General features: G+C 41.7%; 28 protein-coding genes and 2 tRNA genes. 27 read left to right on the forward strand and 3 right to left on the reverse strand.

The genetic code is table 11. From position 1 onward, the window contains the following. Nucleotides 1-18 precede the first annotated feature (18 nt). The 20 genes from atpA to IGJ45_RS04045 all read left to right on the forward strand — a co-directional run bounded on the left by atpA (nucleotide 19) and on the right by IGJ45_RS04045 (nucleotide 14,829). Complete coding sequence (gene atpA, locus IGJ45_RS03950) at nucleotides 19-1,575, forward strand: F0F1 ATP synthase subunit alpha (RefSeq protein ID WP_003127587.1); 1,557 nt, start codon at nucleotides 19-21, stop codon at nucleotides 1,573-1,575. A 15-nt stretch (nucleotides 1,576-1,590) separates the two neighbouring features. After that, entirely contained in the window at nucleotides 1,591-2,493 is a 903-nt protein-coding gene (locus IGJ45_RS03955) for a F0F1 ATP synthase subunit gamma (RefSeq protein WP_003127588.1), read from the forward strand. A 26-nt stretch (nucleotides 2,494-2,519) separates the two neighbouring features. After that, nucleotides 2,520-3,926, forward strand: a complete 1,407-nt coding sequence (gene atpD / locus IGJ45_RS03960) for a F0F1 ATP synthase subunit beta (protein WP_003127589.1) — start codon at nucleotides 2,520-2,522, stop codon at nucleotides 3,924-3,926. Between the two features lie 30 nt (nucleotides 3,927-3,956). Further along, nucleotides 3,957-4,379 carry a F0F1 ATP synthase subunit epsilon gene (locus IGJ45_RS03965; protein ID WP_003127590.1) on the forward strand — a complete coding sequence of 141 codons (423 nt, stop codon included), beginning with the start codon at nucleotides 3,957-3,959 and terminating at the stop codon, nucleotides 4,377-4,379. A gap of 152 nt (nucleotides 4,380-4,531) precedes the next feature. After that, nucleotides 4,532-4,765 (forward strand): DUF1146 family protein, encoded by a 234-nt coding sequence (locus IGJ45_RS03970; RefSeq protein ID WP_003127591.1) that lies wholly within the window; start codon nucleotides 4,532-4,534, stop codon nucleotides 4,763-4,765. 92 nt (nucleotides 4,766-4,857) lie between these two features. Then, nucleotides 4,858-6,147: a UDP-N-acetylglucosamine 1-carboxyvinyltransferase gene (gene murA, locus IGJ45_RS03975; protein WP_003127592.1), complete on the forward strand. Its 1,290-nt coding sequence runs from the start codon at nucleotides 4,858-4,860 to the stop codon at nucleotides 6,145-6,147. A gap of 15 nt (nucleotides 6,148-6,162) precedes the next feature. Next, the gene (locus tag IGJ45_RS03980) at nucleotides 6,163-6,339 is read left to right on the forward strand and encodes a DNA-directed RNA polymerase subunit beta (protein ID WP_005471848.1); all 177 of its coding nucleotides are present in this window, start codon (nucleotides 6,163-6,165) and stop codon (nucleotides 6,337-6,339) included. An 83-nt stretch (nucleotides 6,340-6,422) separates the two neighbouring features. Then, nucleotides 6,423-6,698, forward strand: a complete 276-nt coding sequence (gene yidD / locus IGJ45_RS03985; protein ID WP_003127593.1) for a membrane protein insertion efficiency factor YidD — start codon at nucleotides 6,423-6,425, stop codon at nucleotides 6,696-6,698. Between the two features lie 53 nt (nucleotides 6,699-6,751). Next, entirely contained in the window at nucleotides 6,752-7,207 is a 456-nt protein-coding gene (locus tag IGJ45_RS03990; RefSeq protein ID WP_176333174.1) for a GNAT family N-acetyltransferase, read from the forward strand. A gap of 184 nt (nucleotides 7,208-7,391) precedes the next feature. Further along, nucleotides 7,392-8,264 carry an ROK family protein gene (locus tag IGJ45_RS03995; RefSeq protein WP_003127596.1) on the forward strand — a complete coding sequence of 291 codons (873 nt, stop codon included), beginning with the start codon at nucleotides 7,392-7,394 and terminating at the stop codon, nucleotides 8,262-8,264. Between the two features lie 260 nt (nucleotides 8,265-8,524). Next, nucleotides 8,525-9,712 carry an ABC transporter substrate-binding protein gene (locus IGJ45_RS04000; protein WP_003127598.1) on the forward strand — a complete coding sequence of 396 codons (1,188 nt, stop codon included), beginning with the start codon at nucleotides 8,525-8,527 and terminating at the stop codon, nucleotides 9,710-9,712. A gap of 209 nt (nucleotides 9,713-9,921) precedes the next feature. Then, the gene (locus IGJ45_RS04005; protein ID WP_003127599.1) at nucleotides 9,922-10,800 is read left to right on the forward strand and encodes a branched-chain amino acid ABC transporter permease; all 879 of its coding nucleotides are present in this window, start codon (nucleotides 9,922-9,924) and stop codon (nucleotides 10,798-10,800) included. Nucleotides 10,801-10,809: 9 nt separating this feature from the next. After that, on the forward strand, nucleotides 10,810-11,787 hold the full coding sequence (locus IGJ45_RS04010) for a branched-chain amino acid ABC transporter permease (RefSeq protein WP_005471852.1): 978 nt from the start codon (nucleotides 10,810-10,812) through the stop codon (nucleotides 11,785-11,787). Continuing rightward, complete coding sequence (locus tag IGJ45_RS04015) at nucleotides 11,768-12,544, forward strand: ABC transporter ATP-binding protein (protein WP_060813473.1); 777 nt, start codon at nucleotides 11,768-11,770, stop codon at nucleotides 12,542-12,544. The genes IGJ45_RS04010 and IGJ45_RS04015 overlap by 20 nt, the downstream gene beginning before the upstream one ends. Next, complete coding sequence (locus tag IGJ45_RS04020) at nucleotides 12,544-13,245, forward strand: ABC transporter ATP-binding protein (protein ID WP_005471855.1); 702 nt, start codon at nucleotides 12,544-12,546, stop codon at nucleotides 13,243-13,245. The genes IGJ45_RS04015 and IGJ45_RS04020 overlap by 1 nt, the downstream gene beginning before the upstream one ends. A gap of 25 nt (nucleotides 13,246-13,270) precedes the next feature. After that, nucleotides 13,271-13,918 carry a CBS and ACT domain-containing protein gene (locus IGJ45_RS04025; RefSeq protein ID WP_003127602.1) on the forward strand — a complete coding sequence of 216 codons (648 nt, stop codon included), beginning with the start codon at nucleotides 13,271-13,273 and terminating at the stop codon, nucleotides 13,916-13,918. A 124-nt stretch (nucleotides 13,919-14,042) separates the two neighbouring features. Next, nucleotides 14,043-14,279, forward strand: a complete 237-nt coding sequence (locus IGJ45_RS04030) for a DUF2969 domain-containing protein (protein ID WP_005471857.1) — start codon at nucleotides 14,043-14,045, stop codon at nucleotides 14,277-14,279. A gap of 85 nt (nucleotides 14,280-14,364) precedes the next feature. Further along, nucleotides 14,365-14,448 (forward strand) — tRNA-Tyr (locus tag IGJ45_RS04035). 1 nt (nucleotide 14,449) lies between these two features. Then, nucleotides 14,450-14,521 (forward strand) — tRNA-Gln (locus IGJ45_RS04040). 140 nt (nucleotides 14,522-14,661) lie between these two features. Further along, nucleotides 14,662-14,829: a hypothetical protein gene (locus IGJ45_RS04045; RefSeq protein ID WP_003127605.1), complete on the forward strand. Its 168-nt coding sequence runs from the start codon at nucleotides 14,662-14,664 to the stop codon at nucleotides 14,827-14,829. Nucleotides 14,830-14,985: 156 nt separating this feature from the next. On the opposite strand, the gene IGJ45_RS04050 is transcribed toward IGJ45_RS04045, so the two are convergent. Then, entirely contained in the window at nucleotides 14,986-15,591 is a 606-nt protein-coding gene (locus IGJ45_RS04050; RefSeq protein ID WP_060813470.1) for a TetR/AcrR family transcriptional regulator, read from the reverse strand. A gap of 177 nt (nucleotides 15,592-15,768) precedes the next feature. Here IGJ45_RS04050 and IGJ45_RS04055 point away from each other — a divergent pair, with 177 nt between their 5' ends. Next, complete coding sequence (locus tag IGJ45_RS04055) at nucleotides 15,769-20,001, forward strand: acyl-CoA dehydratase activase-related protein (RefSeq protein WP_349703928.1); 4,233 nt, start codon at nucleotides 15,769-15,771, stop codon at nucleotides 19,999-20,001. Between the two features lie 188 nt (nucleotides 20,002-20,189). After that, complete coding sequence (locus tag IGJ45_RS04060) at nucleotides 20,190-20,897, forward strand: GntR family transcriptional regulator (RefSeq protein WP_003127608.1); 708 nt, start codon at nucleotides 20,190-20,192, stop codon at nucleotides 20,895-20,897. Nucleotides 20,898-21,089: 192 nt separating this feature from the next. Here IGJ45_RS04060 and IGJ45_RS04065 read toward each other — a convergent pair whose 3' ends face one another. Further along, on the reverse strand, nucleotides 21,090-21,725 hold the full coding sequence (locus IGJ45_RS04065) for a YigZ family protein (RefSeq protein WP_003127609.1): 636 nt from the start codon (nucleotides 21,723-21,725) through the stop codon (nucleotides 21,090-21,092). Between the two features lie 101 nt (nucleotides 21,726-21,826). On the opposite strand from IGJ45_RS04065, the gene IGJ45_RS04070 reads away from it, so the two are divergent. The 5 genes from IGJ45_RS04070 (at nucleotide 21,827) to hpf (ending at nucleotide 25,393) form a co-directional block, all read left to right on the forward strand. Then, a complete protein-coding gene (locus tag IGJ45_RS04070) occupies nucleotides 21,827-22,120 on the forward strand; it encodes a DUF7662 domain-containing protein (RefSeq protein ID WP_003127610.1) in 294 nt (97 codons plus the stop codon). Between the two features lie 71 nt (nucleotides 22,121-22,191). Beyond that, the gene (locus IGJ45_RS04075; RefSeq protein WP_003127611.1) at nucleotides 22,192-22,512 is read left to right on the forward strand and encodes a PTS sugar transporter subunit IIB; all 321 of its coding nucleotides are present in this window, start codon (nucleotides 22,192-22,194) and stop codon (nucleotides 22,510-22,512) included. A 215-nt stretch (nucleotides 22,513-22,727) separates the two neighbouring features. Next, nucleotides 22,728-24,038 (forward strand): DEAD/DEAH box helicase family protein, encoded by a 1,311-nt coding sequence (locus tag IGJ45_RS04080; protein ID WP_349703929.1) that lies wholly within the window; start codon nucleotides 22,728-22,730, stop codon nucleotides 24,036-24,038. Continuing rightward, on the forward strand, nucleotides 24,028-24,702 hold the full coding sequence (locus tag IGJ45_RS04085) for a ComF family protein (protein WP_103300937.1): 675 nt from the start codon (nucleotides 24,028-24,030) through the stop codon (nucleotides 24,700-24,702). Before IGJ45_RS04080 ends, IGJ45_RS04085 begins: the two co-directional genes overlap by 11 nt. A 133-nt stretch (nucleotides 24,703-24,835) precedes the next feature. Further along, nucleotides 24,836-25,393, forward strand: a complete 558-nt coding sequence (gene hpf / locus IGJ45_RS04090; RefSeq protein ID WP_171917934.1) for a ribosome hibernation-promoting factor, HPF/YfiA family — start codon at nucleotides 24,836-24,838, stop codon at nucleotides 25,391-25,393. A 250-nt stretch (nucleotides 25,394-25,643) separates the two neighbouring features. Here hpf and IGJ45_RS04095 read toward each other — a convergent pair whose 3' ends face one another. Further along, nucleotides 25,644-26,438: an SDR family NAD(P)-dependent oxidoreductase gene (locus IGJ45_RS04095; RefSeq protein WP_060813460.1), complete on the reverse strand. Its 795-nt coding sequence runs from the start codon at nucleotides 26,436-26,438 to the stop codon at nucleotides 25,644-25,646. Nucleotides 26,439-26,441: the final 3 nt, after the last annotated feature.

The following is a 26,441-nucleotide window of genomic DNA, read 5'->3' on the forward strand; positions in this document are numbered from 1 at the left end:
AGATAAGAGGTGAATCGGATGGCCATCAAAGCAGAAGAAATAAGTGCCTTGATCAAAGAACAAATCAAAAATTATCAAAATGAACTTTCTGTAGAAGAAATTGGAACAGTCACATACGTAGGGGATGGGATCGCCCGGGCTCACGGATTAGAAAATGCGATGAGTGGAGAATTGCTTGAGTTTTCAAACGGTTCTTACGGTATGGCCCAAAACTTGGAATCCAACGATGTAGGGATCATCATCTTAGGTGAATTTGAATCCATTCGTGAAGGTGACAAAGTAAAACGTACTGGAAAAATCATGGAAGTTCCTGTTGGGGATGCTTTGATTGGACGAGTAGTGAATCCGTTAGGACAACCAATCGATGGCTTAGGTCCAATCGATACAGATAAATCTCGTCCGGTAGAAGCAGCTGCACCTGGTGTTATGCAACGTAAATCCGTTTCAGAACCAATGCAGACTGGATTGAAAGCCATTGATGCTTTAGTTCCAATCGGACGCGGACAACGTGAATTGGTCATTGGTGACCGTAAAACAGGGAAGACAACCATCGCAATCGATACGATCATCAACCAAAAAGGTCAAAATATGATCTGTATTTATGTAGCGATCGGTCAAAAAGATTCCACGGTTCGTGCACAAGTAGAAACATTGCGCCGCTATGGTGCGCTTGACTATACGATCGTGGTATCAGCCGGTGCTTCTCAACCTGCACCACTATTATATATCGCCCCTTATGCTGGAGCAGCAATGGGTGAAGAATTCATGTATAACGGTAAACACGTTTTGATCGTTTTTGATGATTTATCAAAACAAGCCGTTGCTTATCGGGAACTTTCCTTACTACTTCGTCGTCCGCCAGGTCGTGAAGCTTACCCAGGGGACGTTTTCTACTTGCATTCTCGCTTATTGGAACGGGCTGCAAAATTAAGTGATGAACTAGGCGGAGGCTCAATGACTGCCTTGCCATTCGTTGAAACCCAAGCAGGAGATATCTCTGCTTATATTCCAACCAACGTGATCTCCATTACAGACGGACAAATTTTCTTAGAAAATGACCTGTTTTATTCAGGTGTTCGCCCTGCCGTAGCTGCCGGACTTTCCGTTTCACGGGTTGGGGGTTCTGCACAAATCAAAGCGATGAAGAAAGTGGCTGGAACATTGCGTTTGGACTTGGCAAGTTACCGCGAGTTAGAAGCCTTCACGCAATTTGGTTCTGATTTAGATGCCGCTACTCAAGCAAAATTGAATCGTGGACGTCGGACTGTTGAAATTTTGAAACAAAAACTGCATGAACCATTAGCAGTTGAAAAACAAGTGGTTATTTTATACGCATTGACGCACGGATTCCTTGACAGTGTGCCAGTAAATAAAGTATTAGACTTTGAAGCAGAATTGTTTGAATACATTGAAGCAAATCAAGCAGATGTGTTTGAAACGATTCGTGCAACGAAAGACTTGCCAGAAGAAAGCTTATTAGATGACACAATCAAAGCATTCAAAGATATTTTCATGGCTGCAAATACATCACGTGTTTCAGCACAAGACAAAATGTCAACAATGCAAAATGCATAAAAGAGGTGAGAATGAATGGCTGCTTCATTAAATGAGATCAAGCAACGAATTGCCTCAACCAAGAAAACCAGTCAGATCACAAACGCCATGCAAATGGTTTCGGCTGCTAAATTGACTAAATCAGAAGCACACTCAAAACAATTTCAAGTCTATGCAACGAAAGTGCGTGAGATCGTTACTCACCTTACTGCGCAACAACTCTCAGATCTTGCAGCTGCTGGACCTAAAGAGGGCGTCAATTACAACAGTATGCTTGTTAGTCGTCCTGTAAAGCGCACTGGCTATATCGTCATTACTTCAGATGGCGGTTTAGTCGGTGGCTACAACAGTTCGATTTTGAAACAAATGATGACGATGCTGGACGAAGATCATGCTCAAGATGAAGAATATGTTATGATCGCCATCGGTGCGACAGGAGCAGATTTCTTTAAAACACGAGGAATCAAGTTAGCTTATGAGTTGAGAAATCTTTCCGATCAGCCAAGTTTTGACGAAGTGCGTAAAATTGTTACCTTAGCTACAACGATGTATCAAAATGAAGTATTTGATGAACTATATGTTTGTTATAACCATCACATCAATTCGTTGACGAGCCAATTTCGCGTGGAAAAAATGCTGCCTATCTCAGATTTGGATCCAGAAGAAGCAGAAAGCTATGAACAAGAGTATTTGTTTGAGCCTTCAAGAGAAGCAATTTTGGATCAGTTGTTGCCGCAATATGCTGAAAGCTTGATTTATGGTGCCATTGTCGATGCCAAAACAGCAGAGCATGCTGCTGGAATGACTGCGATGAAGACGGCAACAGATAATGCCAAAAATATTATTGGGGATTTGACGATTTCTTATAACCGGGCGCGTCAAGGAGCAATCACCCAAGAAATTACTGAAATTGTTGCGGGGGCATCCGCGTTAGAATAATTTCGAGAACGAATGGAGGAATACGAATGAGTTCAGGCAAGATTGTTCAAGTCATTGGTCCCGTTGTCGACGTGGAATTCTCTCTAGACCAATCCTTACCAGATATCAACAATGCGTTGATCGTTTACAAAAAAGACGAGAAAAAAACAAAAGTAGTATTGGAAGCCGCTTTAGAACTAGGGGATGGTGTGATCCGCACCATCGCAATGGAATCTACAGACGGTTTGCAACGAGGAATGGAAGTCATCGATACAGGTGCCTCAATCTCTGTCCCTGTAGGAACAGATACTCTAGGCCGAGTATTTAATGTACTAGGCGATACTATCGACTTGGAAGCACCATTCCCAGAAGATGCCAAACGTAGTGGCATCCACAAAAAAGCTCCAGATTTCGATGAATTGTCAACAAGTACAGAAATCCTTGAAACTGGGATCAAAGTTATCGATTTATTAGCTCCTTACTTAAAAGGTGGTAAAGTCGGCTTGTTCGGTGGTGCCGGTGTTGGTAAAACCGTATTGATTCAAGAATTGATTCACAATATCGCTCAAGAGCATGGGGGAATTTCAGTATTTACCGGTGTTGGCGAGCGGACGCGTGAAGGTAATGACTTGTATTATGAAATGAAAGAATCAGGCGTTATCGAAAAGACAGCCATGGTTTTCGGTCAAATGAATGAACCACCAGGTGCCCGGATGCGGGTTGCTTTGACTGGTTTGACCATTGCTGAGTATTTCCGTGACGTTGAAGGTCAAGATGTGCTCTTGTTTATCGATAATATTTTCCGTTTCACACAAGCGGGTTCTGAAGTATCTGCCTTGTTAGGCCGGATGCCATCAGCCGTTGGTTATCAACCAACTCTAGCAACTGAAATGGGTCAATTACAAGAACGAATCACTTCTACGAAAAAAGGATCTGTAACATCGATTCAAGCCATCTATGTGCCAGCCGATGACTATACTGACCCAGCGCCAGCAACTGCATTTGCCCATTTGGATGCGACAACGAACTTGGAACGTAAATTGACTGAACAAGGGATTTATCCTGCGGTAGATCCATTGGCTTCATCATCAAGTGCATTAGCTCCTGAAATCGTAGGGGAAAAACACTATGAAGTAGCAACCGAAGTTCAGCATGCGTTGCAACGTTACCGTGAATTGCAAGATATCATCGCGATCTTAGGGATGGATGAATTGTCAGATGAAGAAAAGACTCTCGTAGCGCGTGCGCGTCGAATCCAATTCTTCTTATCACAAAACTTCCACGTAGCGGAACAATTTACAGGACAACCAGGTTCTTATGTGCCAGTTGAAGAAACCATCAAAGGATTTGCTGAGATTTTAGAAGGTAAATACGATGATCTTCCTGAAGAAGCCTTCCGAAGTGTAGGTCGAATCGAAGATGTAATTGAAAAAGCAAAAGCACTAGGTTATTAATAAGCAACCATAGAGAAAGAGGGGAACCTCATGGATCAATTTTTAACGGTTAATGTGGTGACACCTGCTGGTTTGGTGTATGAACACCATGCCAAAATCGTGGTTGCACGAACGACAGATGGAGAAATCGGGATCTTACCGCAACACGCGCCGATCATCGTGCCTTTAGCTATCGATGAAGTTCGAGTGAAACGGATCGATTCCGATACTCACGTCGATTGGATCGCTGTCAATGGCGGAATCATGGAAGTGCGGGACAATGTAGTTTCAATTGTAGCCGATAGTGCTGAACGTGATCGTGATATCGATGTTTCTCGTGCTGAACGTGCCAAACAGCGTGCCGAAAAGCAAATCGAAGAAGCAAAACAAGTGGAAGATATCGACCAATTACGACGTGCGACTGTTGCTTTGCATCGTGCAATCAATCGAATCAATGTGTCAAAACATTCCTAAGCGAAGACCAGTGGTCTTTGCTTTTTTTTATCTCAAAAACGTTTTAAAGTCTTTTTAAAGTCTTCCAATGAAAGTTTCAAGAAAGAATATTTTGGCTCTTTTAAATTTTGTGGTATGATAGTAACGTTCAGATGTGAAAAGGAGAATCGAGGATGCAAGTTTATGGAGTAGATGCGATTATTCGTATCGTCAGTCATTTAGCATTTATCTATTTAGCGTTTTGGGCGTTGCAGTCTTTGCGGATCGATGCTTTTTTTAAAGCCTTACAAACGACGCAAATACGGATGGTCATGGTCTTTTTAGCAATTGCTTTAGGCTATACTGCTAGCACTTTTTTCCTTGAACTGATTGCATTATGCCGTAATTTATTTTTAATAGGTTTTTAAGAAATTCAATAATACATGCAGGTTGTGCGATTGTATGCTATAATTGTCAAGATTTTGTGTATGATTCAACTGCATTATTTGGAGGGAACAAAATGGAAGAGATTATCGTTCAAGGTGGTAATCGTTTAATTGGAACTGTCAAGGTTGAAGGTGCAAAGAATGCCGTTTTACCTATTTTAGCAGCAAGTTTGTTAGCAGAAGAAGGAACAACGACTTTAGAGAATGTACCGATTTTATCTGATGTTTTGACAATGAATGAAGTGATCCGTCATTTAAACGTCGAGATTGCTTTTGATCAATCAAAAAATACCATTACAATGGATGCTTCCCGCGAATTAGCTATTGAAGCACCGTATGAATATGTTAGTCAAATGCGTGCATCAATCGTTGTTATGGGACCTTTATTAGCCAGAAATGGTCATGCGAAAGTTGCAATGCCAGGAGGTTGTGCTATTGGCAAACGACCAATTGATCTGCATCTCAAAGGATTCCAAGCTCTGGGAGCTGAAATTATTCAAAAAGATGGCTACATAGAAGCGATTGCTAGTGAGTTAAAAGGAAATACGATCTACCTTGATTTTCCGAGTGTAGGCGCTACTCAAAACATCATGATGGCAGCAGTCAAAGCCAAAGGAACGACGATCATTGAGAACGTCGCTCGAGAGCCTGAAATCGTAGATTTAGCGAACATTTTAAATAAAATGGGCGCAAAAGTCTTTGGTGCTGGGACAGAAACCATGCGCATTGAAGGCGTCGACCATTTGCATGCGGTCTCTCATGCGATCGTACAAGACCGTATTGAAGCAGGAACTTTCATGGTAGCTGCTGCAATGACAGAAGGCGATGTGATTATCAAAGATGCAATTTCTGAACACAATCGTCCACTGATTTCAAAATTAACTGAAATGGGTGCTAAAATCACTGAAGTTCCAGAAGGGATTCGGGTAGTTGGACCTAAAACAATCAAAGCAACTGATGTAAAAACGATGCCTCATCCAGGTTTCCCAACAGATATGCAAGCGCAAATGACTGCGATTCAAATGTTGGCTGATGGGACTAGCATCGTGAATGAAACGGTTTTTGAAAATCGCTTCCAACATTTAGAAGAAATGCGCCGTATGAACGGTCATGTTAAAATTGACGGAAACATCGCTGTGATCGAAGGCGGCCACGAATTACAAGGCGCGCTGGTTTATGCAACGGATCTACGAGCGGCAGCAGCTTTGATTTTATTAGGCTTGCGTTCAAACGGATTGACTCGTGTCCGTAATCTGAAGTATCTTGACCGTGGCTATTATAAATTCCACGAAAAATTGCAACAGTTAGGTGCTTCTGTTGAGCGGGTAACAACTTCTGAAAAAACAGCACCAGTAACCGTTTAAAGAGGAGATGCGACCTTGAAGCTTAATCGATATATTTTAACTAGTTTGGTAAAAATTTTGTTGGTTATCTTATTGGCGATCCTGCTCTTTATTGCCGGCACTATGATCGGCTATGGTATCATTGGAGACGGTATGCCGTTAAAAGTGTTCTCGCCTCATCTATGGAACCATATATTGGACTTCATGAAGTAAACAAAGCTGAAACTAGAATGGAGCACATTGCTTTATTCTAGTTTTTTTCAATTCTATAAATAGAAGAGAGAGGAGTATGAGATGTGAGTAAGCTTTTGATTGGATTTGTTCGGCTGTATCAGCGATTCATCTCTCCCTTATTTCCCCCTAGCTGTCGCTATTATCCTACGTGTTCGTCCTATATGATTCAGGCGATCCAAGTACATGGGGCAGGTAAAGGAAGTTTGATGGGAATCTCGCGAATTTTACGTTGTCATCCGTTTGTAAAAGGGGGAATCGACTACGTACCTCAGCGCTTTACATTAAAACGAAATACCCAAGATCAGGAGCAGCCTACTTATCACTATCGCAAAAAATAAACCCTTCAAACTGCAGGGGTAGGCAGGAATGAACGGAGTAAAGGAGCAAAACGATGATTCGAGCTTTATCACCAAAAGAATCTTTGCCATGGCCGCTATTACTGGATGCTGATCCAGAAAAAGAAGCGGTAGATCGATACATACAAGCCAGTGAGATTCTTGTTTTTGAAAATGAGCAGCAGATCGTAGGAGTGATTGTTTATCAACTGCAAACAGCAGGATGGGAAATCATGAATGTTGCTGTTGCACCGGAAGCACAGAATCAAGGAATCGGTGGTCGTTTACTGACCGCAGCGTTAAGTAAGATTGCTGCAACAAAAACTACGGAAACTCTTTGTGTAACTATCAAAACTGGTAATCTTCCTTCCGCAGCGTTAACACTTTATAAAAAAATGGGTTTCATTGAAAAAAAAATAGTCAAAAACTATTTTGTCGATCATTACAAAGAGCCCATTTATGAGAACGGCATTCTACTTACTGATCAAGTGATTTTAGAGAAAATTCTCTAAAAAGCATCTCGCGCACTTTGACTTCATTTGAAAAATGGGTTTTGTCCGCCATTCATGTTACTCTGAATCAAATCATTTAGAGCGCGTTATTGTCCTTTTCAACGAAATCAACAGAAATCGCTTTCTTAACTGAGGAAAGTACAGTAAAATAAGGGAGACAACTGAGTGAGAAAGGAATGTTGAGATGACATTACTAGTATTTGATATGGGCGGTTCTGCAGTGAAATATGGATTATGGCAGGACGAACAATTAAGTGACAAAGGACAATTTGCGACGCCTGATACTTGGCAAAAAATGAAAGAAGAGCTCAAAGCAATTCGAGATAGCATTAAAAAACCTCTTGAAGGCGTTGGCATTAGTGCGCCAGGAGCGGTGAATGTTGCACAGCAGCAGATCAATGGGATCAGCGCCATTCCATATATTCACGGATTTAATATTTTCGCTGAATTGGAAGCGTTATTTCAATTGCCAGTCACTATTGAGAATGATGCCAATTGTGCCGGAATGGCAGAATTTTATCAAGGCGCTGGGAAAGATTTTGACACGGCAGCATTCATCGTGATTGGTACTGGGGTCGGCGGAGCACTTTTTCAACAAGGAAAACTGATCAAAGGCGCCCATCTTTACGGCGGCGAGTTTGGTTTGATGGTTCTTGATAAAGGCAAATCTTTTTCACAGTTAGGGACGGCTGTTCAAATGGCTTGGCGTTATTGTGACCGAATCGGTGTGGACCGCAAAACGATCAGTGGCGAGGAAGTCTTTCGTCGAGCAGAAGAAGGTGATATTATCGCCAAAGAAGAGGTAGACAAATTTTATCGCTATTTGACTGAAGGGTTATTCAGCATCCAATTTGCTTTTGACCCTGAAGTATTGATTATTGGTGGCGGAGTCAGTGCAAAAGCAGGATTGTTGCCAGAAATCAATCAACGAATGAAGAAAATGCTGGCAGCACAAGACTTAAATGACTTTGTTCCACTGATTAAGCTTTGTGATTATCGAAACGATGCCAATCTAGTTGGAGCGGCAGCTAATTTCACCGCACAAGTGCTGAATTGATTCAGCGCATTGTTGCTGCCATTTTTTTCAATTTTAAACATAAACCTTGAATCAACAGATACACAAGTTGTGATCACTTTGGAAGAGTGGTCACAACTTTTTTTTCGGAAATCGATTACAATCGCGACGCATCAATCTTTATTTTTTTTAAAATAATTTAAAGTATCTGAATAAAGAAAATATTCTGATAATTCGTTGACATTTTCCCTATTATTAAGTATATTTGATAACATATCCATGGGAGTAGGGGAGGAATAATGATGAAAAAGAAATTTGCATTTTTATTTGCTAGTTTATTTTTATTATCGGCTTGTAGTGCGGGACCAACTGGTGGTTCCACTAGCGGTAGCGGTTCTGCTAGCGGTGGCAACAAACAAGAAGGTGATACGATCAAAATAGGTGTCAATTTAGAATTATCGGGTGCTGTTGCAGCTTATGGAACGGCGGAAAAAGAAGGAATTGATCTGGCGGTTGAAGAAATCAATGAGAGTGGCGGTATCTTAGGAAAACAAATTGAAATTGTTTCAAAAGATAACAAATCTGACAATAATGAGTCAGCGACAGTCGCAGCCAATTTAACGACCAATGATAAAGTGGTAGCAATGATCGGGCCAGCAACTTCAGGTGCGACGAAGGCGGCATTGCCAAATGTCACCAAAGCACAAGTTCCGTTAGTGACACCTTCCGGAACAGATGATGCGATTACTGTCAGCAGTGACAAAGTTCAAGGATTTGCTTTCCGTTCTTGTTTCCAAGACAGTTTCCAAGGAACGATCTTAGCAAAATATGCTGCAGACAACTTGGATGCTAAAAAAGCAATTATTTTAGGCGATAATTCCAGCGACTATGCGAATGGATTATCAGCAGCCTTTAAAGATAGCTACAATGGCGACATTGTACTCGAAGAGAATTTCACAGAAGGTGACAAAGATTTCCAAGCGGTGTTGACGAAAATCAAAAATGCTGACTTTGATGTATTGTTCATTCCTGGCTACTACACCGAAGCTGGTTTGATTATCAAGCAAGCCCGAGAATTAGGAATCGATCAGCCAATTATTGGTGCGGATGGCTTTGGTGATGAAAAAATGGTCCAAACAGCAGGCGCGGAAAATGTATCGGATGTTTATTATACAGGACACTTCTCAACTAAAGCTCCTGCCAATGACAAGGTAGAACCTTTTGTCGAAGCATTCAAAGCAAAGTATAGCAAAGAACCTTCCGCATTTAATGCATTGGCATACGACGCTGTCTACATGATCAAACAAGCCATTGAAGATCAAGATTCAGCAGACTCAACTGCGATTGCTGAAGGACTATCTGCTTTGAAAAACTTCCAAGGTGTGACGGGAGAGATCACCATGGACAAAAATCATAATCCAGAAAAATCAGCAGTTGTATTAGGACTAACTGAAGGTAAAGAAACGTCAGCTGATACAGTAAATCCTTAAATAGAAGGACCGTTCTTTACACGATCAAATAGGGACTGAGACAAAGTCGAAGGTAAGCGAACAAAATGATGAACGATAAATGAAAAAGTCGTAAATCTGTGATCCTATCAATCATGGCAGATACTCATTTGACTCGTTGCTGCAGACTTCTGTCGCGGTTCCTTTTTCTTAGACAAGTATCAAGAATTTAAGGTATTGGAAGTGAAAACATGGAAATGATGATCCAACAACTAATCAACGGTTTATTTCTAGGTAGTATCTATGCCTTATTAGCGTTAGGCTACACGATGGTTTACGGCATCATTAAACTGATCAACTTTGCTCATGGTGAAGTGTATATGATCGGCAGTTTTATTGGTTATTTTTTGATCAATCAATGGAATCTGGGCTTTTTTCCTGCACTATTCATCTCAATGATCGCTAGTGCAGCGTTAGGCGTGACAATCGAGTTTCTGGCCTATCGCCCACTCCGGAATTCCACCCGGATCTCGGCTTTGATCACCGCTATCGGTGTTTCCTATTTATTGCAAAATGTCATGATTTTTTTCTTTTCACCAGATGTCCGACCATTTCCACAAGCGATTGCCCGCAAAACTTATAGTATTGGTTTTGTGGAGGTAAGTAACATACAATTATTGATTTTAGCAGTCTCATTGGCGTTAATGATCCTTTTACAGCTAATCGTCAAGAAAACCAGGATGGGAAAAGCGATGCGTGCTGTTAGCGTGGATGCGGATGCCGCACGGTTGATGGGGATCAATGTCAATCGGACGATTTCCTTCACATTTGCTCTTGGTTCTGCGTTGGCAGCTGCTGGTGGGATGTTAATTGGATTGTATTACAATTCGATCGATCCTACGATGGGGGTTGTGCCGGGACTAAAATCTTTTGTTGCGGCTGTATTAGGCGGTATAGGAATCATTCCTGGGGCAGCATTAGGTGGCTTCGTGATCGGACTAATTGAAACAGTTGCTACTGCATTAGGTTTTTCTGATTATAAAGATGCTTTAGTCTATGTCATTTTAATAATTATATTGTTGGTCCGTCCGGCAGGAATATTGGGCAAGAACCTGAAAGAGAAAGTGTAGGTGTCAGTGATGAAAAAGAATTTGAAATACAACATTACTTGGTTAGCACTCGCCGCTGTTATCTACTTCGGTTTGTTTGCAGCTTATAACGGCGGATTGATCAATCTATTTTCAGACGCGATTATCGTCAATATCGGAATCAATATTATTTTAGCAGTAGGGCTAAATTTAATTATTGGTTTTTCGGGACAATTTTCTTTAGGTCATGCAGGTTTTATGGCGATTGGTGCTTACGCTGGGGCAATTTTAACAGCCAACAATCCTACATTTGGCGGATTTCTTTCTGGTCTGATCGTGGGGATGTTCGTTTCGGGGCTGATCGCACTAGTTGTCGGGATTCCAACATTGCGCTTGAAAGGAGACTACTTAGCGATTGCAACGTTAGGTGTTTCAGAGATTATCCGTATCTTATTAGTCAATTTACGAGGATTGACGAATGGACCTGCAGGGATATTCGGGTTACCGCAATTCAGTAATTGGCAAATCGTCTTTCTTTTTGCTGTCGGCTCCATCCTGGTGGTCTCTAATTTTATCCATAGTGGACCAGGACGAGCAACATTAGCGATACGAGAAGATGAGATCGCTGCGGAAGCAATGGGGGTCAATACAACGAAATACAAAGTGATTGCTTTTGTGATGGGTGCTGTCATGGCTAGTATTGCCGGTACATTATATGCAAGTTATCAACAATCGGTATTTCCGAAAGATTATGGCTTTATGAAATCGATCGATGTCTTGATCATCGTTGTGTTTGGCGGGATCGGTAGCACGACAGGAGCAGTGGTTTCAGCGGTCGTATTAGGTATATTGAATATGTACTTACAAGGCTTCTCAGATTTGCGCATGATTATTTACGCACTGGCATTGATCGCCATTATGATTTTCAAGCCAAGTGGACTTTTGGGAACTTGGGAATTTTCTGTGAAGCGCATCTTTGATAAATTTACAAAAAAGGGGGATGACACGAATGCCTCTATTGGAAGTTAAGAAGCTGACTAAGAACTTTGGTGGTTTGGCGGCAGTTTCACATGTCGATTTACATTTAGAAACTAATGAACTAGTTGGCCTGATCGGTCCGAATGGTGCAGGGAAAACGACACTCTTCAATCTGCTGACAGGCGTCTATGAACCAAGTGAAGGCGACGTTCTTTTAGAAGAACAAGGACAATCCAAGAGATTGAATGGGGAGAAGCCCTATCATATCGCAGCTATGGGATTATCCCGCACCTTCCAAAACATTCGGTTGTTCAAAGATCTTACAGTGATGGACAATGTTCTGATTGCCATGAACAGCAAACAAAAAGAAGGCTTTTTTACGAGTGTGTTGCGGTTGCCAAAGTTTTATCACAAAGAGGCTGCAATGAAAGAGAAAGTCATGGAATTATTGCGTATCTTTGACTTAGAAAATAAAAGCCAAACACTAGCAAAAAATCTTCCTTACGGTGAACAACGACGTCTTGAGATCGTTCGGGCATTGGCTACTGAACCAAAGATCCTTTTTCTTGATGAGCCAGCCGCCGGGATGAACCCTCAGGAAACAGCGGAACTGACTAAATTGATCTACCGTATCCAAAAAGACTTTCAACTGACGATTTTATTGATCGAACATGACATGAGTTTAGTCATGGAGGTTTGTGAACGCATCTATGTACTGGAATATGGGCAAGTGATTGCTCATGGAAAGCCAGAAGAGATCAAAAATGATCCGCGAGTGATCGAAGCCTATTTAGGAGGGGAACTCTAATGCTGCGTATTGAAAATTTAAGTGTCCATTACGGCATGATCCAAGCGGTTCATGATGTTTCCTTTGAAGTCAATCAAGGAGAGATCGTCTCGTTGATCGGTGCCAATGGTGCAGGGAAAACGACGATTTTGCGGACGATTTCCGGTCTGATCCGACCCTCTAAAGGCACGATTCTCTTTGAAGGCAAACCCATCCAAAAAGAAGCTCCACAAAAAATCGTTGCTAATGGATTATCACAAGTACCTGAAGGACGTCACGTTTTTCCAGGACTCTCCGTTCAAGAAAACCTTGAGATGGGCGCTTTTTTGCGAAAAGACAATCAAGTCAAAGAGGACTATCAGCAGGTCTTCACGAAATTTCCTGTCCTAAAAGAACGACTAAGTCAAGATGCTTCAACGTTATCAGGAGGAGAACAGCAGATGTTGGCAATGGGACGTGCACTGATGTCCAAGCCTCGGTTGCTTTTACTCGATGAACCATCCATGGGCCTAGCCCCAATATTCATCAAAGAGATCTTCTCGATTATCCAAGAAATCAAACAGCAAGGAACGACCGTTTTATTGATTGAGCAGAATGCCAAAATGGCTTTGTCCATTGCTGACCGCGGGTATGTTCTAGAGACCGGCAAAATCGTCTTGCAAGGAAGCGGGCAAGAGTTATTGGAAAGTGATGAAGTCAAGAAAGCCTATCTAGGCGGTTAATAGCTTACAACAAGGAGGATGAAAAATGAGCGTACGTGATTTTATGACCAAGAATGTCATCACTGTTCATTCGGCAATGCCAATATTTGATGCGATAGACTTAATGAAAAAACATGACATCCATCGATTGCCGGTTGTTGATCAGCAACGGTTAGTTGGCCTGATTACAGAAGGCACGATTGCAGAAGCAATGCCTTCAAAAGCGACAAGTTTAAGTGTTTATGAAATGAATTATTTATTAAACAAAACGACTGTAGCAGATATCATGCTGAAGAAAGTGACCACCATCAAACCGGAGGCGCTGCTAGAAGACGCGATTGCAGTCATGCGAGAAGAAAATGTCGGTGTGTTGCCTGTTTTAGCAGATGACGAACTAGTAGGGATCATTACGAATAATGATATCTTTGATGCTTTCTTGAAGATCACAGGTTATTATGAGGGCGGTACAAGAGTAGCTCTTGAGATTATTGATGACCACAGCGGTGTCTTAGCGGAAATCACGCAGTTATTAACAGATCATCAATTAAGTATTTTAACGATCGTGGTCAACCGAATGGCTTTGAAAACGATCGTAGAGATTCAAGTTGAATCCAGACAAGTGTCAGAAATCGAGAAAATTTTTGCCAATGCTGGGTATACGGTATTGAGTGCGGTATTGACCAATCAAAAATAAGCAAAAATCATGCAAACACAATCAGTGATTGCATGATTTTTTTCTGGATGAATGGTTGACTAGATTTGCTTTTGCTTTGCGGTGTTTTCTGGTAGAATAAACAAGGTATCTGAAAGAGGTGAGTATGATGTCGAAAAAAAATAAAGATATTGAAGTCCGTGTGGAAGAAACCGTTAAGGTGATCCAAGGAAAAGAATATGAAGTCCATCAACTAGTATTAGGGAAAAAAGTGATTGGTGAAATTCTCGCATCCGGTCCGAAAGAATTCCAAAGCTTTCTGGGCGAAGAAGATTTAGGTGCAAGCCGAACTTTGGATGCAGCAATTGAAACGATTTTGCGCCAATGGAACTTACATGAATAATTTCTTAAAAAAAATGACATTTTGCTCTTGCAATTTGTTATATTTTTAGGTATTATAACTGAGTCAGGTTTTTTAAAAGCCGTTTGGAGGAGTAGCGAAGTGGCTAAACGCGACGGACTGTAAATCCGTTCCTTCGGGTTCAGTGGTTCGAATCCACTCTCCTCCACCATTGGGGTATAGCCAAGCGGTAAGGCAACGGACTTTGACTCCGTCATGCGTTGGTTCGAATCCAGCTACCCCAGTCAATGAACAATCATGAAAAGTCAGCAAGCATGTCTTGCTGACTTTTCTTCGTTATTTATAGCAAAATTCTAAGGGTTAAAAGTTGAAGATTTTTTTTATTTACGATAGGCTATAGGTAAATAACTCAGGAGATGAGAAGATGAAATTTAAATTGAATCTAAAAGAAAAAGTCACCGAAGCAGCTGAACATGTGTATGATGTTGTCAAACGTGAAGATTATGCTATTCGTATTGCACCAAAAGGTATCAAAGTTACACAATTGCGTAAAACAAAAGATACGATCAAATGGCGGTCAAAGAATCATTGATTGCGAAAAGACATTGAGTAAAACAGCCCAATAACAAATAAACCGGACAAGAGTAGTCACCCGTTTCACGTTTTCCTGATTTCTGAGAGGAAGTACTGGGGGAAGCAACTCTGGTTCGGTTTTTTGATTTATACGATATACTCTCCTTCTCGTATGTTACCCTTCGATTTCGATACCGAGAACGGTTAAGTGTCCATTGGCGACTAATTTAATGACCAGTTTAGCTAGTTGGTCAGGAGTCATTTGACTATCGGCAGTAAGCCACCAGTGCAGAGTACCAACAAAAATCGATGTCATATACTCAATAACGAAATCCAGCGGTACTTCGATGGAGCTTTCTGTAATTTTTAATTTTGAAAAAATATGGTCATATTGTTCATAGAGAATCTCCGCGATTCGTTGCCGGACTAATTCGATGGCCGCGCCATCCATGATGGTCAGATAAAAAAAGCGATTGTCCTGAATGTGCTGATAGATTTTTGTCATCGCAAGTTCGACTCGTTTGATCTTGATTCGATTTCCCTGGACTAAATCTTCAAGGGACAAAATCGAAGTAAAGGAGTCGATTGCCATATCAAAAATTTTTTCATATAAATCTTGTTTGTCTTTATAATGAGCATAGAATGTCGCACGATTGATCATGGCTTCGTCGGCAATATCTTGGACAGTCACTTGATCGTAGCCTTTTTGCTCTACGAGTCGGATAAAAGCCTCCATGATATGTTTATTCGTGCGTTGAACCCGCAAATCAACTTTTTTCATTTTTGTGAACTTCCTCTCAATTTAAACGACATTTTTACCGTTCCTGTTGCTTATCCCACACATCCCATGAATCTGTTTGTTGAAATGTCAATAGATTGTTCTTAAAATAGACATAAGTATTATAACAAACAGTTTGTAAGATAATCAACAAAGTGTTGGATAAAGCGGAGGCACCCTATGAAAAAATTAAGTGCTGGTATTGATGTAGGATCGACGACTGTCAAAATGGTGGTCTTGAATGAAAAAAAGCAGACCCTCTTTGCCAAGTATGAACGCCACTATTCGGATATCAAAACTGCCACAAAAAAAGTTTTACTGGAAGCTCAGGAAGTCATCGGTAATCAACAGGTCGCACTAGCAATCACTGGCTCTGGAGGGATGGAACTGGCCGAAGTTTTAGCGATCCCTTTCGTGCAAGAGGTCATTGCCTGTACTAAAACAGTTGAGACACTGATTCCTGAAACAAATGTTGCCATTGAATTAGGGGGAGAAGATGCCAAAATCACCTTTTTTGAAGGGGCGTTGGAACAACGAATGAATGGTAGCTGTGCAGGTGGGACGGGTGCGTTTATCGATCAAATGGCGGTATTGTTGAAAACCGATGCTAATGGTGTAAATGATTTAGCGAAAAATTATCAAACGATCTATCCTATCGCTTCCCGTTGCGGGGTATTCGCAAAAACAGATGTGCAACCTTTGATCAATGAAGGAGCAGATAAAGCCGACATCGCCGCCAGTATTTTTCAAGCAGTGGTCAATCAGACGATTGCAGGGTTAGCTGCTGGTCGTAAAATCAAGGGGAAAGTGGCTTTTTTAGGGGGCCCCCTTTATTTCATGTCTGAACTACGGCGCCGCTTTGTGGAGACACTGCAAATTGCTGAAGAAGACATTATTTTTCCAGAAAATCCCCAGCTGTTTGTTGCGATCGGCGCCGCTTTATATGGAGAAGAAACAGCTCAACTCAATACATTATTAGCCCGGTTATCAACCGATGATTCAGCGAAATTACAACCGTCTCACACATTGGCGCCGCTATTTGCTACGGAAGAAGAGCTCGCAGTTTTTAGACAGCGTCATGGCCAATCTTCGGTGGAAGAAAAAAAACTTGCTTCTCATACAGGAGCAGCCTTTCTCGGTATCGATGCGGGTTCAACGACAACGAAAGTCGTATTGATCGACGAAGTGGGTAGGATTCTTTACTCTTTTTATGGCAACAATGAAGGGCAGCCATTGGAAACCACCATGCGGGTATTACAGGAAATGTATCAGCAGATGCCACCAGCTGTGTTCATTGGGAAAGCTGCGGTCACAGGATATGGAGAACAGTTGATCAAAAATGCACTGAAAATTGACATTGGTGAAGTTGAAACGATGGCTCATTATAAAGCCGCCGAACATTTCCAACCGGGGGTCGATTTTATTTTAGACATTGGCGGGCAGGATATGAAGGCCATGACTATCAAAGATGGTGCACTCTCTTCGATCCAGCTGAATGAAGCTTGTTCCTCAGGCTGCGGGTCCTTTATTGAAACCTTTGCGCGTTCGCTGAAATACGAAGTCAAAGAATTTGCGTTAGCAGCCACTACTGCCAAGAATCCAGTCGATCTTGGTTCTCGCTGTACGGTATTCATGAATTCAAAAGTGAAACAAGTCCAAAAAGAAGGTGCATCTGTCGGGGATATTTCTGCGGGTCTCTCCTATTCTGTGATCAAAAATGCCTTGTATAAAGTGATCAAAATTCGTCGCCCAGAAGATCTAGGCGAAAAAATCGTCTGCCAAGGAGGAACTTTTTATAATGAGGCAGTGTTACGAGCCTTTGAAAAAATCAGCGGCAGGGAAGTCGTGCGGCCGTCAATTGCTGGCTTGATGGGGGCTTATGGTGCAGCACTGATCGCGTTAGAAAATTACGAGATTGGTGAAGTCACAACCTTGCTTTCAAGTGATGAATTGAGTCAATTTACTGCTGAAAAAGAATTCACTCATTGCGGGTTATGTGAAAATAATTGTATGCTGACTGTCACTTTATTCTCGGATGGACGCAAATTTATTACCGGAAATCGCTGCGAGCGGGGTGCCCGCATCAAAATCAAAAAAGAAGAGCGCAAGATAAATTTAGTCGATTACAAATACCGCCGCTTGTTTAAGTATCGCCCGCTTCGCAAAAAAGAAGCGTCTCGTGGGCGTATCGGCATTCCTCGTGTATTGAATCTATATGAAAACTATCCGTTATGGCATACTTTTTTTACAGAACTGGGCTTTCGCGTTGAATTGTCCCCACGATCAAACAAAGAATTGTATGAGAAAGGTATCGAGACGATTCCAAGTGATACCGCTTGTTATCCGGCCAAAATCGCTCATGGACATATTCAAGCGTTGATCGACCAAGGGGTCCCATTGATTTTTTATCCAGGAATTATTTTTGAAAGACCAGAAACAGCGCAGGCTGAGAATCATTTCAACTGTCCCATCGTACAAAGCTACCCAGATGTTATTCGCAACAATCTGGATGATATCCGCGCTGGTCGTGTGGATTATCGTAACCCGTTTCTAAATTTGGCAGACGAAACTTCAATGGTCAAAGTGTTGTCAGAAGAATTTCAAGATTTGGGTATCACTGAGACAGAGATCGCGCACGCATTGCGGCATGGTTTTGAAGAATTGGATCAATTTAAGCTAGATGTTTGTCAGCAAGGGGAAAAAACCTTACGGATGCTGACCGAAACCAATCAGCGAGGCATCGTACTTTCTGGCAGACCCTATCATTTGGATCCGGAGATCAATCATGGGATCGCGGAAGTGATTACCCAAGAGGGCTTTCATGTATTAACAGAAGATAGCATTGCGCATTTGGGAAATGTCGGTCATTTACGGGTCGTTAATCAGTGGGTTTACCATTCTCGTTTATATGCCGCAGCACGGGTCGTCGCTAAAAGCAAGCAGTTGGAATTGGTCCAACTAAACTCATTTGGTTGTGGAATCGACGCCGTCACAACAGATCAAGTAGAAGAGATCATGGAACAATATGGCAAATTGTACACTGTATTGAAAATCGATGAAGGGGCTAATTTAGGCGCCATTCGGATCCGTTTACGTTCTCTTAAGGCAGCTGTCAATGAAAGGGAGAAAAAACATTTTATTCCTACTCAACGTTTTGAAGAACCAGCCAAGATCACATTTACTAAAGAAATGCGTAAACAACATACTTTGTTATTACCCATGCTAAGCCCAATCCATCAAAGCGGGTTAGTCGATGTGGCACTGCAAGCTTCGGGATACAATGTGATCTGCTTGCCGGCGGATGATCGAGAAGCAGTCAATGTGGGCCTGCGTTTCGTAAATAACGATGCTTGCTATCCAGCCATTATTTCCATCGGTCAATTGATCGAAGCACTCCAAAGTGGAAAATATGACTTGCAAAACACTAGCGTATTGATGACACAAACGGGCGGGGGATGTCGGGCAACCAATTATATCCCGCTGCTGCGTAAAGCATTGAACGAGGCGGGTTTTCCACAAGTTCCCGTCGTTTCGGTCTCCATGGGAAATCAAGGCGTGGAGTCAAATCCTGGCTTTAAGTTTACATTACCAATGCTCAAACGCGTGGCTGTTGCATTTTTGTATGGAGATTTATTTGAACGAGTTGTTTATCGAACGCGGCCTTATGAAGCCATCTCTGGTTCTGTAGATCGGCTTCATGAAACGTGGCTTAAAAAAGTTGAAAAAAATGTACGCAACGGTTCTTTTACTTTGTTCAACCACAACATGAAAAAAATCATTGCCGATTTTGATACGATTGATCTGCAGGACATCGTGAAACCAAGAGTCGGTGTGGTAGGCGAGATTTTAGTGAAATACTCTCCTACAGCGAATAACGATATCGTGAGACTTTTGGAAGCAGAAGGGGCGGAAGCGGTAGTACCAGACATGGTTGGTTTTATGAATTATTCGCTTTATAATCAGATTTGGCGCTATCAAAACCTAGGAATGGCCAAAAAAAGCAAATGGATCGCTGAATTTGCCATTGGATTGATCGAACGGATCCAAAAACCGATGGACCGTGCGTTGCGGGCTTCTCAGCGATTTGAAGGATTACACTCGATTTATCAATTAGCAGATGATGCTAGCAAAATCTTATCTATTGGTAATCATACGGGTGAAGGGTGGTTTTTGACTGGTGAAATGATTGATCTATTGAAATCTGATGTGACTAATATCGTTTGCATGCAGCCTTTTGGTTGTTTGCCAAATCATGTGGTCGGTAAGGGTGTAATCAAAGAACTGCGGCACCAATATCCTAAAGCCAATATTGCTGCGATTGATTATGATCCTGGAGTCTCCATGGTCAATCAATTGAATCGGATTCGTTTAATGTTGGCAACGGCCAATAAAGCTTTGCAAAGCAGCAACTAACATTCAGCGCTTTAACTATCCAATAAGACTGTACCAATTTGAGGGAACTTTTTTTCTTATTTTGTCTTTTGCAAGAAGAACAGAATGAAAAAAAGGATTTTTCCCTTAAATTGACAGTCTTTTTAGTTTTTTCATTGGTTATTTAGGTATATACCAGTTATAATAGAAACTGAATGGAGGAATAGACTATGGCAGAGAACTTACCCGTATACATACAGATACATGATCAAATCAAAGCAAACATCGAGAATGAAACCTACAAAATCGGTGACCGTTTGCCTTCTGAGCGCGAGTTAGCGAAACAATTCGGTGTTAGTCGCATGACATTGCGCCAAGCTATTCAGACACTAGCCGACGAAGGGATTTTGGAAAGAAAAATCGGATCAGGAACTTATGTGGCTCGTCAGAAAGTACAGGAGAAAATGAGCGGAACCACGAGTTTTACTGAGATCATGCGCTCACTTGGACGGGTGCCTTCTAGTAAAGCAGTGGCCTACTTCTTGACAGCCCCAAGTTCGAGTGAAATGGAAAAGTTGCAATTAGAAGGACATGAGACGATTTTACGGATGGAACGCATTCGTTATGCAGATGATGTACCTATTTGTTTCGAAGTGGCGAGTATTCCAGAGAAATTGATTCACAATTTTAGTAAAGAAGAAATCATCTCATCTTTGTATCATGTGTTAGAAGAAAAGGGCGGTCATAAGATCGGAGCTGCCTCACAAACGATCTCAGCAATGATTGCTTCGGAGCAAATCGCTGATTACTTGCAAATCAAACGCGGGGATGCAATTTTAAGAATGCGGCAAATTACCTGTTTTGAAAACGGACAACCATTTGAATACGTGCGTACACAATACGTAGGGAATCGTTTTGAATTTTATTTAGAAAAATAAGACAGGAAATAGAAAATTATATTGACCAAAGTGAAAGACAAAAGTGAAAGCTAGTAAACGAGGTGAAAGAGTAGCAAGAATTGTCAGAAATGATGCCTCAAGCAGATTCATGAGGCATCGCTTGACAGTAGCTATCTGAACAATCATTCTGCTTCACCAGCAAGTAATGACAACATAAATTCGATCTGTTTCTCAGGAAATCGGTCGTTCCACATAGCTGACAGGGCCGTGTGCGATCTCTAGTTGTCCTTGTAACAGATCTGTTAGATCGGCTTCTACCGCGGACAAGGATATTTCGGGAACCATCAGCGTTACTCGGATTTTATCCGTATAGTCAATGGATGCTAAGTGAATGTTTTGGTGCTCTAAGTGATTTTGCAGCTTTCCTAGCTGAGGATAATCGATGGTCAAATAAAGTGTCTGGTTAAGTGTCCCTTCAACGATACCGATTTCCTTTAAGGCAGCGGCAACAGTGCTTGCATAAGCGCGGATCAAACCGCCAGCGCCTAACTTCGTCCCACCAAAGTAACGGGTCACAACAGCAACCACATTGATTAATTCATTTTTTTTGAGGACATCTAGCATGGGGACACCAGCGGTACCGCTTGGTTCCCCGTCGTCGCTGCTTCGTTGGATCTCATTGTTTTCGCCAATAACAAAAGCACTGCAATTATGATTGGCCTTCCAATGCTCTTTTTTGAGAGCGAGGATGAATGCTTTGGCTTCCTCTTCGGAAGTGACACGTTTAAGGGAACAAATGAATCGGGATTTCTTGATTTCTTGTTCACTTTGTCCATCCTCACGAATGGTGCGATAACTATTCTTCATAGGCTCCTCCTTTTATTTTCAGTATAGGTAATGTGGAAAAAAGTTTCAATGAAAGAAATCAGTAAAGAATAAGTGAACGGATAAAAAAGGAGGCGTTGCCATTGAGTAAACGCAAGAAATACGATATCATCACTCATTACTTAAAATCTAATGGCGGTTCTCAAGTCACATTGACTTTCACACAATTTGATGAACTGTTATTTCCGGCGACAGGGCTGCCAAAGAGTGCCCGCAAGAGCATTGATTGGTGGGCCAATGATTATCGACATCCGGAAAACGGGGCCTATGCGTGGTTGAATGCAAGATATGAAGTGGTTCACGTGAATTTAAAGAAGGAATATGTTGTTTTCAATCAATTGGTCAAGTCCAATTGGTTAATAGACAGTAAGCGTTGACAAATTTGAAACTTGTTCTATACTAGGAATAGGTAATGTTATATTATTTAAAATTTTAGGGAGTGTTCGATATGGCTAAAAAAACGATTATGTTAGTTTGTTCCGCAGGAATGAGCACCAGCTTATTAGTGACAAAAATGCAGAAAGCTGCTGATGCAAAAGGTCTTGATACAGATATTTTTGCTGTTTCCGCTTCAGAAGCAGATCAACATTTAGAAAGCAAAGATGTGAACGTTTTATTATTAGGCCCTCAAGTTCGTTTCATGAAAGGCGATTTTGAAAAACGTTTAGCACCAAAGGGAATCCCATTGGAAGTTATCAACATGGCTGACTATGGTATGATGAATGGTGAAAAAGTGTTGGATCAAGCATTGACATTGATTGGTGAATAAGCCCAATCCATTTTCAACGATTACTTAAGACTATTGAGTAGAACCTTACAGGTTTCGAATTTCTCTGTTTTGGCAGAAAATGAGAACGAGTAAGGTTCTTTTTTTGTGGATGGCGTACTTTAATTGTGTCGAATGTCCAAGGCTTTCGAAAAAACTAGAGAATGTACCTGCTTTTGAAGGCTTGATCAGTCATATATAACGAGAGGAGGGATACGATGGAAGAAGGCGGTCGTCAAATTTTAGTATCCGAAAGGGAACGCAACAACTCCGACCAACTCAAAGGTGACATTCGTCCAGCCGTCTTAATCAAAGAGGGACAAATTGAATGTCAGCGTTGTGGCAGCTGCTTCAATAAAGAGGAGGTACAACTGCCAACAGGGATTCACTATTGCCCTGCCTGCATCCATTACGGACGGGCAGATACGTCTAAAGTTTTTGTGACAGTTTCGGAACAAAGCAGCGTCAGTTTTCCGAAAATTCATTGGCCTGGTCCACTAACGGTTTTTCAAAAAAGAATCTCACAAGCGTTGGTAAGAAATTATCAACAAAAAAAAGCAACGTTGGTTTGGTCGGTAACCGGCTCTGGCAAAACGGAAATGATTTTTGAAGTGATACAAGCGGCAAGGCTGCAAGGACATCGGGTAGCTGTCGTCTCTCCGCGAATCGATGTGTGCCGCGAACTGTTCCCTCGGATCCAACAGGCATTTCCCAAAGAATCTTGTTTACTGCTTTACGGAGATTCAGAGGAAGACTATCGGTATACAGACTTGCTTGTGGCGACCATTCATCAACTGCTGCATTTTTATCGGGCATTTGATCTGATAATCGTTGACGAAGTAGATGCTTTTCCTTATGAAGGGGACCAGCAACTAAGGTTCGGGTTAATGAATGCATTGAAAGCGACCGGCTGTCTGATTTATCTAAGTGCTACACCTTCAGATGCGTTACTAAAAGAAACAACAAATTTTGCAGTGGAAAAAATGCCGCTGCGTTTTCATCAGCGACCGCTGATCGTTCCTCAACTGATTTGGTATGAAGGTTGGCGTAACATGTATCAAACAAAAAGAAGACTATGGCGCTTATTGTCTCATCTGCAACGCCTATCTCAAACAAATTTTGTCTTAGTTTTTTGCCCAAGTATTGTTTTTATGGAACGGCTAGAAAAAGCTGTTCGATCATTCTTAAAAGAGGAGACGATAACCAGTGTTTCAGCAAAAGACCCTGCTCGAATAGAAAAAGTAGTCAAGGCGCGCAATTCAAAGTATCAGATTCTTTTCACAACTACCATCTTGGAACGAGGTGTTACCTTTGAAAATGTTTCTGTAGTGGTGATGGGAGCAGATCATCCTGTTTTTTCTAAATCAGCACTGGTCCAGATTGCTGGACGAGTTGATCGAAAAGGTCCATTCAATCATGGAGAAGTTCTCTTTTTCTATGATCAAGCAACATCAGCGATTCGTAAGGCGATCTTGGAAATCCAAGCGATGAATCGATTAGCAAAGGAGTGGCTGGCAAGTGAAGTGTAGCTGGTGCCAACAGGAGTTTGCACGAGAACTGTGGCTGCGGGAGATTTTATGGCCATTAGGAATTCCTGCTTCAGAGAAGTGTCCAGACTGTAGGAGTAAATTGCAGTTTGTTGATTTGACTAGCTGCTGCAAGACATGTTGTAATGAAAGCCAAAATTGTCGGGATTGTCGCTATTGGGGGCAACGTTATCCAAAGTTTCAGCTACAGCATCGTGCTCTGATGACATACAATCAAGGAATGCAGGAGTGGCTCCATCAATACAAATTAATGGGCGATTTTCGTCTGCGGGCTACCTTTCTCCCAGAGATCAAGCAAGCTTTCAAAGGATTGCTCTATGATCTGGTCATCCCGATCCCCCTTTCTCATGAACGCTATCAGCAGCGTGGCTTTAATCAAGTGACAGCAGTATTACAAGCTGCCGGGATTGATTACCGATCCTTACTAAAGAAAAAGATCCATTTACCTCCTCAAGCAGCAATGACTAGAAACGAACGATTAGCAGCTCCGCAACCATTTATTATCGAAAAGGCTCAAGAAATCAAGGACAAACGTGTGTTGCTGGTGGATGATGTGTATACGACTGGACAAACAATTTATCATGCTGCAGAAGTACTTTTGACTTGCCAGCCGAAAACGATCACGTCCTTTTCTTTTGCCAGATAAGGAATTGTAAACGCTTAAAAAAATCTTAGCGATTCGCTTTCCAAATGCAAGATACTTCGATATAATAGAGTTAAGAAGAAGAAGAGAGTGGTCCTTTTCCTTCTTAGTGTGGTAGACGAAAGGGGTAATTTTTATGTTTAGATATAATGTACGTGGCGAAAATATCGAGGTAACTGAAGCGATCCGCGATTACGTTGAGAAAAAAGTAGGTAAACTAGAGCGTTATTTTAATGATGTGCCTGAAGCAACAGCGCATGTTAATTTGAAAGTATATACCGAAAAAACAGCAAAAGTTGAAGTAACCATTCCGTTACCATTCCTAGTCTTGCGTGCGGAAGAAACTTCTCCTGATCTATATGCAAGTATTGATTTGGTTGTTGATAAATTGGAACGCCAAATCCGTAAATTCAAAACGAAAATCAACCGTAAATCTCGGGAAACAGCTTTAGTGGCTCCAGACAATGGCGACTTATTCACAACGGATACAAGCGAAGAAGAAACCAATGGAGCAGAACTAGACATTGTACGTACAAAACGTCTTTCTCTAAAACCGATGGATAGTGAAGAAGCCGTTTTGCAAATGAATATGCTAGGACATAACTTCTTCATTTTTGAAGATGCCGAAACAAACGGCACAAGCATTGTTTATCGCCGTAAAGACGGCAAGTATGGATTGATCGAAACCGATTGATCAAAGAATGACTTGTCGGAAATCCCCAAAAAAGTCTTTTTTGACAGAGCAGAGTGATCTGCTCTGTTTTTTTGAATAAAAAAGCTGTGATAAAAGGGGCAGTTAAACAAAATGATTCGCTGAGTGAAATAAAATTGCCCCATCAATCCTGCAGGTGTAAATCCGATCTGCGGGATCATAGGGGCAATTTCATGGCCTTTCGGCTGCTGTGTTTGCTAAAGTCTTTTTGACATAGTTCTTTGCTGAGAAATCAATAAATCGTTGGTACTAAACCACCGTCGAGTCTCAAGGCGGCTCCAGAGAAAGAGGATGCGTAAGGACTAGCAACGAAAGCTACAAAGCGTCCAATCTCTTCTGGACGAATGAGCCGTTGAATTTGAGACAGTGGGCGATGCTTTTTCATAAAATCTTCTTCCCACATGGACTCCGGCAAATCACTTTCTTGATACATCGTTTTCAGCATCGTTTCTACGCCTTCGGTCAGTGTTGAACCAGGCATGATCGTATTTACAGTGACCTGTGTCCCAGCGGTGAGTTTTGACAAACTTTTAGCCAAAGAGAGGTTCATCGTTTTTGTCATGCTGTACTGCGGCATTTCTCCAGAAGGCATAACGGCTTCTTCACTGGCAATAAAAATCACACGGCCGAAGTTTTGTTGGAGCATATGAGGCAAATAAAATTTTGCTAAAGCATTTCCCGACAAAACATTCACATGGAAAAAATGTTCCCAAACTTCATCGGTAATTTCCATGTAATCCATTGGTTCGAAGATCCCCATATTATTGACAAGAATATCTACTTTAGGGAAGTGGTCAAAAAGCTGTTGGCGAGCTGCTGCATCGGCTAGATCATATGGAGCCACTTGGGGATTCGTCTTAGGAAATTTTTCTTTTAATTCAGCAACGACAGCTTTGACACTGTCCTCTTGCCGTCCATTGACGATGACATCCGCGCCTTCTTTTGCCAGCTCGAAAGCAATTGCTTTCCCAATACCTTTCGTAGAGCCAGTGACCAGTGCTGTTTTCTTTGTTAATCCTAATTCCATTTC

This window comes from Enterococcus sp. DIV0574 (genome assembly GCF_051711125.1).
Lineage (GTDB): Bacteria > Bacillota > Bacilli > Lactobacillales > Enterococcaceae > Enterococcus_D > Enterococcus_D gallinarum.

Excerpts from the sequence above, each read along its gene's own strand:
- atpA (WP_003127587.1), top strand. The coding sequence starts at position 19 with ATGGCCATCAAAGCAGAAGAAATAAGTGCCTTGATCAAAGAACAAATC.
- IGJ45_RS03955 (WP_003127588.1), top strand. The coding sequence starts at position 1,591 with ATGGCTGCTTCATTAAATGAGATCAAGCAACGAATTGCCTCAACCAAG.
- atpD (WP_003127589.1), top strand. The coding sequence starts at position 2,520 with ATGAGTTCAGGCAAGATTGTTCAAGTCATTGGTCCCGTTGTCGACGTG.
- IGJ45_RS03965 (WP_003127590.1), top strand. The coding sequence starts at position 3,957 with ATGGATCAATTTTTAACGGTTAATGTGGTGACACCTGCTGGTTTGGTG.
- IGJ45_RS03970 (WP_003127591.1), top strand. The coding sequence starts at position 4,532 with ATGCAAGTTTATGGAGTAGATGCGATTATTCGTATCGTCAGTCATTTA.
- murA (WP_003127592.1), top strand. The coding sequence starts at position 4,858 with ATGGAAGAGATTATCGTTCAAGGTGGTAATCGTTTAATTGGAACTGTC.
- IGJ45_RS03990 (WP_176333174.1), top strand. The coding sequence starts at position 6,752 with ATGATTCGAGCTTTATCACCAAAAGAATCTTTGCCATGGCCGCTATTA.
- IGJ45_RS03995 (WP_003127596.1), top strand. The coding sequence starts at position 7,392 with ATGACATTACTAGTATTTGATATGGGCGGTTCTGCAGTGAAATATGGA.
- IGJ45_RS04000 (WP_003127598.1), top strand. The coding sequence starts at position 8,525 with ATGAAAAAGAAATTTGCATTTTTATTTGCTAGTTTATTTTTATTATCG.
- IGJ45_RS04005 (WP_003127599.1), top strand. The coding sequence starts at position 9,922 with ATGGAAATGATGATCCAACAACTAATCAACGGTTTATTTCTAGGTAGT.
- IGJ45_RS04010 (WP_005471852.1), top strand. The coding sequence starts at position 10,810 with ATGAAAAAGAATTTGAAATACAACATTACTTGGTTAGCACTCGCCGCT.
- IGJ45_RS04015 (WP_060813473.1), top strand. The coding sequence starts at position 11,768 with ATGCCTCTATTGGAAGTTAAGAAGCTGACTAAGAACTTTGGTGGTTTG.
- IGJ45_RS04020 (WP_005471855.1), top strand. The coding sequence starts at position 12,544 with ATGCTGCGTATTGAAAATTTAAGTGTCCATTACGGCATGATCCAAGCG.
- IGJ45_RS04025 (WP_003127602.1), top strand. The coding sequence starts at position 13,271 with ATGAGCGTACGTGATTTTATGACCAAGAATGTCATCACTGTTCATTCG.
- IGJ45_RS04030 (WP_005471857.1), top strand. The coding sequence starts at position 14,043 with ATGATGTCGAAAAAAAATAAAGATATTGAAGTCCGTGTGGAAGAAACC.
- IGJ45_RS04045 (WP_003127605.1), top strand. The coding sequence starts at position 14,662 with ATGAAATTTAAATTGAATCTAAAAGAAAAAGTCACCGAAGCAGCTGAA.
- IGJ45_RS04050 (WP_060813470.1), bottom strand. The coding sequence starts at position 15,591 with ATGAAAAAAGTTGATTTGCGGGTTCAACGCACGAATAAACATATCATG.
- IGJ45_RS04055 (WP_349703928.1), top strand. The coding sequence starts at position 15,769 with ATGAAAAAATTAAGTGCTGGTATTGATGTAGGATCGACGACTGTCAAA.
- IGJ45_RS04060 (WP_003127608.1), top strand. The coding sequence starts at position 20,190 with ATGGCAGAGAACTTACCCGTATACATACAGATACATGATCAAATCAAA.
- IGJ45_RS04065 (WP_003127609.1), bottom strand. The coding sequence starts at position 21,725 with ATGAAGAATAGTTATCGCACCATTCGTGAGGATGGACAAAGTGAACAA.
- IGJ45_RS04075 (WP_003127611.1), top strand. The coding sequence starts at position 22,192 with ATGGCTAAAAAAACGATTATGTTAGTTTGTTCCGCAGGAATGAGCACC.
- IGJ45_RS04080 (WP_349703929.1), top strand. The coding sequence starts at position 22,728 with ATGGAAGAAGGCGGTCGTCAAATTTTAGTATCCGAAAGGGAACGCAAC.
- hpf (WP_171917934.1), top strand. The coding sequence starts at position 24,836 with ATGTTTAGATATAATGTACGTGGCGAAAATATCGAGGTAACTGAAGCG.
- IGJ45_RS04095 (WP_060813460.1), bottom strand. The coding sequence starts at position 26,438 with ATGGAATTAGGATTAACAAAGAAAACAGCACTGGTCACTGGCTCTACG.